The following is a 10,358-nucleotide window of genomic DNA, read 5'->3' as shown; positions in this document are numbered from 1 at the left end:
TAACGAAGAAAAACCAAAAAATCTCGCTTTGTTGTCTTCATTCATGAACCCTAGTCACGTAGTAATCTACGCTCCTAAGGATTCGCTCTCTTGCCGCCTAGCTGCAACACGAACTATTTAGGGGAAATCAGGCTAACGAAGAAAAACCAAAAAATCTCGCTTTGTTGTCTTCATTCGTGAACCCTAGTCACGTAGTAATCTACGCTCCTAAGGATTCGCTCTCTTGCCACCTAGCTGCAACACGAACTATTTAGGGGAAATCAGGGGAATAATTAAAATGGATTATTTCGCTTCCGTTTTTTGTTGGCTGCGCTCGCGCACCCTAGTTACATAGTTATGTATGTTCTTAGGGTAAAACAAACGGGAAAATAATCAGCGCAAAAACAGAGTGAGTTAATTTTTGCACTGGTAATATTGAAATCTAATCAATCGATTAGAGACCGTTAAAAATCCGGTGGGCAGGTAAAATGCATTGGCGTGCCATATTCAGGATGAGTGATGTATAATTCCTGTGCATGTAATTGTAAGCGAGGGGCGAGCGCTTTGGCTTCATCGTGAGCATAGAAACGGTCGCCTAATATTGGGTGGCCTAAAGCTAACATATGGACTCTCAGTTGGTGAGAACGACCCGTAATAGGTGAAAGCTTCACGCGTGTCGCTTGTTCTTCGTATTGTAATACTTGGTATTCAGTTTGTGCCGATTTCCCTGTTTCGAAACACACCTTTTGCTTAGGGCGGTTTGGCCAATCGCAAATTAGCGGCAAATCAATCAAGCCTTTTTCTTTTTCTAAATGTCCCCAGACACGAGCAATATAGAATTTTTTGGGCTCACGCTCCCTAAATTGGCGTTTGAGCTCACGCTCAGCCTTTTTGTGCAGTGCCACAACCATGACGCCACTGGTTGCCATATCTAAGCGATGTACGGATTCAGCAGCAGGAAAATCACGTTGAATACGGCTCATAATGCTATCGTGGTGCTCAGGGGCTTTTCCGGGAACAGAAAGTAGTTCGCTTGGCTTGTTGACGACAATGATATGGTCGTCTTGATAGAGGATGTGGAGCCAAGGTTCTAGCGGTGGATTGTACGGTATCATTCAATTACCCGTCATACTTCAAGTTGTAGGGGTGTTAGCTTCACTCAGCTACTCGGGTCACGTACTTATGTATGCTCCCCAAGATATCTTCGTTTGCTGCCTACCTACAACTCGAATTACTTAGGGTAACCCTATTTTTATTACGCAAAAGTACGAAATAAAATAATTAGTTCGAGTTGTAGATTTTAAATTAATTATCAAACCATATAGAACAATATGGTTTGATTATCATAGTTTACTGATGAGTCACCACAACTAAGCGAATGGCATCTAGGCGCCATGTGGCTTGGTCGATATTGGTCATCAGTTGCTGGCGCTCTTCTTCAATAATATCAAGCTCTTCATCACGGATGTTTGGGTTGACCGCTTTGAGTGCTTCTAAACGAGAAAGCTCCAACGTCAGCGCTTTATCAGCCGCTTCTTTTGCATTTTCTATCAATGCTTTGGCTTCTTTTTCGATCATCGGCTCAGATAAGCGTAATACCGAATGAACCTCATTTTGTACTGCATTTACCAGTTTGCTCGCCATATGGCGGTTAATGGCATTTAATTGGCGGTTAAAACTTTCAAACTCAACTTGAGATGATAAGTTATTACCTTTTAAATCAATTAATAAGCGTACCGGGGTTGCTGGTAAGAACCGGCTGATTTGCAGGTTCTTAGGCGCTTGAGCTTCCACAACGTAAATGAGTTCAGTCAATAAGGTGCCAACAGGCAGCGCTTTGTTTTTCAGTAAAGAAACCGCACAACTGCCTGTATCGCCAGATAACACTAAATCTAAACCATTACGAATAATAGGGTGTTCCCAGCTGATAAATTGCGTATCTTCACGGGAAAGCGCTTGCTCTCTATCAAACGTGATGGTGCAGCCATCTTGAGGAAGTCCTGGGAAATCAGGTACTAACATATGGTCAGATGGCGTTAGGATAATTAAGTTATCACTTTTGTCTTCTTGATTAATGCCAACGATATCAAAAAGATTGAGCGCAAAGTTAACCAATTCAGTATCGTTATCGCCTTCGCTAATTTCTTCAGCTAACTGATTACCTGACTCGCCACCGTTTGAATGCATTTCAAGTAAGCGGTCACGGCCTTGTTCTAATTGCAATTTTAAGCTGTCATGCTCTGCGCGGCAGGTTTTAATAAAATCATCAAAACCTTCAGTGACTGTCGGTTCAGCCATAAATTGCAGCAATGGTTGGTAGTATTTATCGTAGATAGCTCGGCCTGTTGGGCAGGTATGTTCAAAGGCATCTAAGCCTTCGTGATACCAACGGATCAATACAGATTGAGCGGTATTTTCTAAATAAGGCACATGAATGCTGATATCACGGCTTTGGCCAATACGGTCTAAACGGCCGATGCGCTGCTCAAGTAAGTCTGGATTAAACGGCAGATCGAACATCACCAACTGGTTAGCAAATTGGAAGTTACGCCCTTCAGAGCCGATTTCAGAACACAATAGCACCTGTGCCCCTTCTTCTTGAGAAGCGAAATAGGCAGCTGCTCGGTCACGCTCTAATAGTGATAACCCCTCATGAAACACGGCAGCACGAATCGCTTCGCGTTCGCGTAACACTTGCTCCAATTGTAGTGCGGTTGCGGCTTTCGCGCAGATCACTAACACTTTTTCATGGCGGTTTGCGGTCAAAAAGCCCATTAACCATTCAACACGTGGGTCAAAGTTCCACCAAGTGGCATTTTCACCTTCAAACTCTTGGTAAATTTGCTCAGGGTAGAGCATTTCTTTTGCACGAGTTTCAACGTCTTTTTTACTGCCCATAATACCTGCCACTTTAATTGCAGTTTGGTATTGGGTGGGCAATGGCATTTTTAGTGAATGCAACTCACGGCGAGGGAAACCTTTGACACCATTACGGGTATTTCTGAACAACAGTCGGCTGGTACCATGGCGATCCATTAACATGTTGATCAGTTCTTGGCGTGCGGCATTGCCGTCTTCACTTTCAAGGTTTGCAGCCTTTAATAGTGGTTCGATATCTTGTTCTTTGATTAGCTCATTAAGCAAATTTTGCTGGTCATTAGTTAGTTTATCACCTGACAGCAACAGCGAAACCGCATCAGCAACAGGGCGGTAGTTTTCTTGCTCAGCAATAAACTCCTGGTAATCATGGAAGCGGCTAGGGTCAAGTAAACGCAGGCGAGCGAAGTGACTTTCTTGGCCTAGCTGTTCCGGTGTTGCCGTTAATAGCAAAATAGACGGAATATTTTCAGCTAATGTTTCAATAACTTGATATTCGCGGCTCGGGGCAGTTTCGCTCCACTGTAAGTGGTGAGCTTCATCGACAACCATCATATCCCAGCCCGCTTCAACTAATTGGTCAAAACGCTGCTTATTACGGCGGACAAAATCCAGTGAACACAGAACGAGTTGTTCTGTTTCAAATGGGTTATCGCTATCATGTTGTGCTTCACTGTAACGGCTATCATCAAACAAAGAAAAACGCAGATTAAAGCGGCGCAGCATCTCAACCAGCCATTGGTGTTGTAAGCTATCAGGAACGATAACTAAGACGCGCTCTGCACGGCCTGCCATTAATTGCTGGTGGATAATCATCCCCGCTTCAATGGTTTTACCTAAGCCCACTTCGTCAGCGAGTAATACGCGCGGATGGTGGCGTTTTCCCACTTCATTGGCAATATGTAATTGGTGTGGGATCAGGCTTGCACGAATACCGCGTAGGCCTGTCGCTTGGTGTTTGACTTGCTCACTTTGAAATTTGCGCGCACGAAAGCGTAAAGCAAAGCGATCCATACGGTCAATTTGCCCAGCAAATAGACGATCTTGCGGCTTATTGAATGTGAGCTTGCTGTCGAGGAACACCTCTCTAAGGCTGACACCGGTTTCTTGCGTATCTAAACGTGTGCCGATGTAAGTCAATAATCCTTTATCTTCTTCAATGCTTTCAACTTGAAGTTGCCAGCCTTCGTGGCTGGTAATGGTATCACCTTCATTAAACATCACTCGGGTAATAGGGGCATCGCTGCTAGAGTATAGGCGGTTTTCGCCACTGGCAGGGAAAAGCAACGTTACCATACGGGCATCAATTGCCACGACGGCACCTAATCCAAGTTCGCTTTCTGTATCGCTGATCCAGCGTTGACCAAGAGTAAATGGCATAGATTTAACTTAATTCCATAAAATTGAGAGTTTATTTTTTAGATTTTTTAAGACAATTTTTATCAGTGTCTTCGCCCAGTGTTGGTGTAACTCATTAATAGTTACACAAGGAAGAGTTCGAATTATTTTAAAAATAGTCGTTACCTGATGATTAATTATACACATTTAATCATTCAAATTGCAGCAAAGTGAGCACTAAGGCGTTTGCTGGGCTTGTGGCCGGGACAATGAGTCAGTCTATTTGAATTATAATGAGTATTGTTGATTATCACGCATAATTTGTGTAGCCAGACGTGCGAGACACCAAAGGGGCGATATATTAATTCAACCGAAGGCTATCGTCACCTGTTAAAAAAACATCAAAGGTAGAATAAATTTTAAAACAAAAGGGTAATTTGCCCAGTTAGCAGGGTATCAAAGTCATCCTGTAAGAAAGGCAAGATAGCATCTGCTATCGGTTTGATTTGTTTGGATATATAATGTTCGTAATCCGGTTTTGCCGTGATGATTTCCAATGGTTCAGGCCCCGCCTGAGTAATAATATAGTTTATCCAACCGCCATTTTGGTACTGCAAAGGGCGCTGTAATCTTAAATTATAGTCATCAGCAGTACGAGCGGCTCGAACATGCGGAGGAACATTTTTTTGGTAATCAGTCAATTTTCGGCGCAGACGCTTACGATAAACTAAACGGTCATCATATTGGCCCGAACGAATATTTTGGACATACTCACGAATATATTCACGGTAAGGTTGGTGATAAAAAATACGAGTATAGAGCTCTTTTTGGAATATTTGAGCTAATGGTGTCCAGTCTGAACGAATGGTTTCCAGCCCTCTAAATACCATGGTGTCTTTACTCAATCCTGCATAGCGCTTTTTGCTCCCCATTTCGGCACCACGTACGGTGGGCATCAAAAATCGGCGGTAATGGGTTTCATACTCGAGCTCTAAAACACCTTCTAATTGCCATTCTTCTGCTAAATGTTTTTTCCACCAACTATTTACGTAATCACGTAAAGCAAAGCCAATTTTTTGTGCTTGTTCTTCATTGTGGGCATCACGTAACCATACAAACGTGGAGTCGGTATCTCCATAAATAACTTGGTAACCCTGTGACTCAATCAAGCGTTTGGTTGTACGCATAATTTCATGGCCACGCATGGTGATTGATGCGGTCAGTCTTGGGTCAAAAAAACGGCATCCTTCAGCTCCTAATACTCCAGCAAATGCGTTCATAATAATTTTTAGCGCTTGGGATAGTGGTGCATTATGCTCTTTTTTGGCTTTATCCCGCTCTTGCCAGATATGGCTGACAATATCGGGTAAACAGTGGGTTGTGCGAGAAAACCAAGCTTGGCGAAAACCGGGAACCGAATGTGCAAGGTTAGGGTGTGCTAACCCGTCAATCATACCTGCAGGGTCGATGAGAAAAGTTCTAATAATTGAAGGATATAGGCTTTTGTAGTCCAAAACTAATACGGAGTCATATAACCCGGGTTGGGAGTCCATGACAAAGCCCCCGGGGTTCAGTTGCATTTTTTGTTCTGTGAGGTTGGGCGCAACGAAACCAAGTCGGTGTAAGCGGGGAATATAAAGGTGTGAGAATGCAGCTACAGAGCCCCCCATTTTATCAACAGCAAGACCTGTTACCGTTGAACGTTCCTGCAAGAAAGCCATTAAATCGGTTTTTTCAAAGATTCGATGGACTAAAATACAGTCCTGAATATTGTAGTGAGCTAAAGCAGGTTTATCGTGAGCGAAACGACGGTTGATCTCATCCATTCGGTCATAAGGGGTATCAATCGCTTTACCTTCACCAAGTAGCGCTTGGGCGACAGACTCTAAACTAAATGATGGAAAACTCCAGGTCGCTGCTTTTAATGCATCGATACCATCAATAATTAACCGGCCTTCAGCAGCGGCAAAAAAGACGCCTTGTTTAAATCCATGCTCTCGCCATTCCAGCTTTTTGCTTTGCCGGCCAAACAATAAGGGGATGCCATAACGCTCTGCATGTTTTTGTAATACTTGTAGGTCGAATTGGATTAGGTTCCAACCAATGATGGCATCAGGGTCGTATTGGTGAAGCCATTCATTGAGTTTATGAAGTAATTGCGGGCGGCTATTCACATAGATTAAGCGATGTTCAGCGCTCAATGCAGGCCCTTGTTCTGGTCCCAACATAAATACCACGTTGTCACCACAGCCAGACAGCCCTATAGAATAGAGTTCACCATGTTGGCTGGTTTCGATATCAAGGGAAACGGCCTTGACTAAGGGGCGGTAGCCTTCGCAAGGTTTTAGTTGAAACTCCCCTTGCTGATTTCGAGAAAACCAGACAGAGGCTGCGATAAAGCGTTCCATTAGATACCGTTCACTTGGGCGAATATCGGTTTCTAATAATTCAACATCCAATTCGTTGCAGTTTTTTTCAAGGTTCTGTAATTGTCGATATTGGTGGCAATAAATCGCATAGACCTTTTCACGTTTAAAATCAATTAATTCAAGAAGCCGATAGGTAATATTGGGTTGTTCATCTAATAGGTGTTTTACTCGAGGAAATTGAGATTCAGCTAAAAAACCAATCGCTTTTTGATATGGAACAGTGACCTTTTGTGGTTGGTTATCAGTGAGTAGCCAATAAGAGACCTCGACACCGTGACGGGTGTCTCTCCAGTGCCGGCTAAGAATAAAGCCTCTTTCCGCTGGGGCGATGAGTTGGGTCATTAGGCTACTCGCATAAAAATAGTTAGGATAAATATACGCGAATAGTGTGAATTTATACAGTGCTAATTATTAGAAACGGCTGTAATACTCAATAAAGCAGATGCTGCACTTTGCCCTTGTAATAGGCTTTGGGTATCGCCATCGTAAGCAATTTTGCCCTCTGCAATAACCAGTGTTCTCGGGGCAATTTGTAGGGCATCATCAACATTATGAGAAACCATTAACAGTGTGATTGATTTTTCCGCACAAATTTCCTTGAGTAATAGTAGCATTTCTCGGCGTAATGCAGGGTCGAGAGCAGAAAAGGGTTCATCGAGCAGTAAAATCGGTTGATTACGGATCATGCAGCGTGCTAATGCCGCACGTTGTCGTTGCCCCCCCGACAGTTGCGCCGGTAACCTATCTAAACATTCACTCAGGCTGACACGACTCGCCATTTGCTCAACTTGCTGAATTTGCGTTTTATTGAGGCGCAAATTGGGTTGTAACCCAAGGCCAATATTTTGCCGGATCGTCAGGTGTGAAAATAAATTATTTTCTTGAAATAGCATAGAAACAGGGCGCTTAGCGGGTGGGCTAAAGGTATGGTCTTCGCCATTAAGCTCAATCGTACCATTATTGGGGAATTGAAAGCCGCTAATCAAACTTAATAGCGTACTTTTCCCTGCACCACTAGGCCCCATAACAGCAACAGATTCACCAGATTGAACAGAAAAATCAAACGACATTGTCAGGTTGTCGTATTGGTAATCTAGCTGAGTCAATTTAATCATGATGTTTTCCTGAAATACGTTCAATCAAGCTAAATAAGCAAAAACAAAGCAATAACAATAGCATGGCTGTCACTGCACCATCGTTTGATCGGTAAGCCCCTATTTGCTGATAAAGATAATAAGGGAGCGTGCGGAAGTTATCATTGCCAAATAACGCGACGACACCAAAATCACCAATTGAGATAACACAGGCAAACGCAAGAGCTTGAGCGATTGGTTTGCGTAGTGCTTTCAGTTCAATAATTCGCAAACGATTAAAACCCGAAATATCGAGTGATTGGCATAACGGGTTATAGCGTTCAGCACTGTCTCGCATAGGGTTTTCTAATACTTTTAACGCATAAGGAATGGCCAACAAAGCGTTAGTCATGATAACTAATGGGTAAGGGGATTCAGGTAAGCCTATCGTTTCATTAAAAAAGATAAAAAAACCTGTCGCGAGGACGATACCCGGCATGGCTAAAATAATTAACCCGCTAAGCTCTATGGCTTGCCCTAAACGAGCTGCTTGGCGTAAGCGCAATTCGCGGCTGCTCCATAACAACATTAAGGTTAGTACCACACAGACAGCGCCAGCACACAGTGCAATAAACACTGAGGTTGCCGTGGCTTGCCATAAGGCGGGTTGCTGCAATACCGCCCAAAGTTGCCCATTTAATCCATCGAAAATAACCGCGAACAGCGGGGGGAGTAGTAATAGTATGGCAGCGGCGATGAGCAAAAAATCACGAATGCGGCGAAACGTGTTATCAGCAGGATCAACCCATTGGGACTGATGACTAAAACCAACAGAAAATACACTATTTACTCTGTGGCAGATAAACATCAAACCGACACAGAAGAAGAGTTGAATTAATGCTAAAATAGTGGCTCGCCCTAAATCAAAATCATAATTAAGTGCTTGGTAAATAGCTAATTCGATGGTCGTAGCTGCTGGGCCACCCCCCAACGCGAGAACAGTCGCAAAGCTGGCAAAGCACAGCATAAAAATTAACGCAGCAGTGGGTAATATTTGTCTCCGTAAATAAGGCCATTCTAAAATGGTAAATTGCTGCCACTCATTAAACCTCAGCTGTGCTGCAATTTGCCGTTGCTCAATAGCGATATTTTCTAAAGATTGTAATAGCATACGCGTTGCTAGCGGCATATTAAAGAAGACATGTGCTAGCAAAATCCCCTTTAGGCCATAAGGTGAAAAACTGTAATTAAGCCCCAATAATTGGCACAGTTTAGCCAGCCAACCCGTTTGCCCGTAAACCGATAAAATACCAAATACGGCAACTAACACAGGAAGAACCAACGTCATTGCACATAAGCGTAAAAATAGAGTTCGCCCAAAAAAACGACGGCGATGCAATGCTCTGGCGAGAAAAATAGCAGGGACTACAGAAAAAATAGCGGATAAAAAAGCCTGCCAAAAGGTAAAACCAATCACATGCCACAAATAGCTATCGCTGATAATATCAGCCATTGAAATTTCAGGCGCAAAAAACCACAGAGCACCAAAACTAATGAGTGCAACGGTAATCAGTAATCCGGAGGCCAACGCCCCCGATAGTAGAGATAAATTAATTAGCGACTGACGGCGGTTTGCCATAAACGAGTCCAATTTTGGCGTTCTTTGGCCACTTCTTGAGAACTAAATTGTAAGGCTTTTTCAGGTAGAGGTAACTGGTTATAGACCTCTGGCAATGGAATATCAATGACCGGATACATCCAGTTGGTTGTTGGTAAAGTATTTTGGAATTCTGGGGTTAAGACAAACTGTAAAAATTGTTTTGCCAATTCAGGCTCTGGACTGTTTTTTAACCTTGCAGCCACTTCAACTTGCATATAGTGCCCTTCATTAAATAAGGCGGCAGCATAGTTATCTTTTTGGTCATTGAGCATTTGATAGCCCGGCGATGAGGTATAACTGAGTACAAAATCACCTTCTCCTTTTAAGAACAGGCCATAAGCTTCACTCCAACCTTTTGTTACGGTAAGCGTTTTGCCTGCCATTTTTTGCCATGCATCAGCAGATTTGTCGCCATACAGCTTTTCAATCCACAGCATCAAGCCAAGTCCAGGGGTACTGGTTCGAGGGTCTTGGTAAATAATTTTCCAATTATTTTCACTATTTAATAATGCATCCATGCTGGCTGGTGGTTGTTTAATTTTATTAGTGTCATATATAAATGCGAAGTAACCATAGTCATAAGGAATGAAAGTTGAGCTATCCCATGAAATAGGGAGTTTTAATGCGCTGGTATTAATGTCAGCAGGGGCAAACAGGCCTGTTTTTTCAGCAGAATCTAATAAATTATTATCTAACCCTAAAATCACATCCGCTTTGCTTTTTTTTCCTTCCATTCTGAGTCTGTTTAGCAGAGCTACGCCATCCCCCAGTGCGATTATTTTTAACTCACAATCGCACTGCGCTTCGAAATTCTTTTTAATTTGTGGGCCCGGTCCCCATTCTGCTGCAAAGGAATCGTAGGTATAAACAGTAAGCGTTGGTTTATCAGCCCATGCCAATTGACTTAAACTGAGTGCACTAAAGGTAAGAATAGATGCTATAATTTTGTTTTTAAACATGCTTTTTCCTGCGCTAAAAGATAGTGACACAGGATTTGAGGAG

The 10,358-nt window shown here is 43.0% G+C and carries 6 protein-coding genes; all 6 read right to left on the bottom strand.

Annotated elements, in window-relative coordinates; all coding sequences use genetic code 11:
- Positions 1-443: 443 nt before the first annotated feature.
- Positions 444-1,094 (bottom strand): bifunctional tRNA pseudouridine(32) synthase/23S rRNA pseudouridine(746) synthase RluA, encoded by a 651-nt coding sequence (gene rluA, locus ACU696_RS18475; RefSeq protein ID WP_004908638.1) that lies wholly within the window; start codon positions 1,092-1,094, stop codon positions 444-446.
- A gap of 235 nt (positions 1,095-1,329) precedes the next feature.
- Positions 1,330-4,236 carry an RNA polymerase-associated protein RapA gene (gene rapA / locus ACU696_RS18470; RefSeq protein ID WP_110731769.1) on the bottom strand — a complete coding sequence of 969 codons (2,907 nt, stop codon included), beginning with the start codon at positions 4,234-4,236 and terminating at the stop codon, positions 1,330-1,332.
- Between the two features lie 377 nt (positions 4,237-4,613).
- Entirely contained in the window at positions 4,614-6,965 is a 2,352-nt protein-coding gene (locus tag ACU696_RS18465) for a DNA polymerase II (RefSeq protein ID WP_209101894.1), read from the bottom strand.
- A 62-nt stretch (positions 6,966-7,027) separates the two neighbouring features.
- Complete coding sequence (thiQ, locus tag ACU696_RS18460) at positions 7,028-7,738, bottom strand: thiamine ABC transporter ATP-binding protein ThiQ (protein WP_123382293.1); 711 nt, start codon at positions 7,736-7,738, stop codon at positions 7,028-7,030.
- Positions 7,731-9,335, bottom strand: coding sequence for a thiamine/thiamine pyrophosphate ABC transporter permease ThiP (gene thiP, locus ACU696_RS18455; RefSeq protein ID WP_209101896.1), 1,605 nt, complete (start codon positions 9,333-9,335; stop codon positions 7,731-7,733). Before thiP ends, thiQ begins: the two co-directional genes overlap by 8 nt.
- Complete coding sequence (gene thiB / locus ACU696_RS18450) at positions 9,311-10,315, bottom strand: thiamine ABC transporter substrate binding subunit (protein WP_109911784.1); 1,005 nt, start codon at positions 10,313-10,315, stop codon at positions 9,311-9,313. Before thiB ends, thiP begins: the two co-directional genes overlap by 25 nt.
- Positions 10,316-10,358 lie beyond the last annotated feature (43 nt).

It is taken from the genome of Providencia sp. PROV_01, from assembly GCF_053098325.1.
This window is presented reverse-complemented; position numbering and strand designations above follow the sequence as displayed.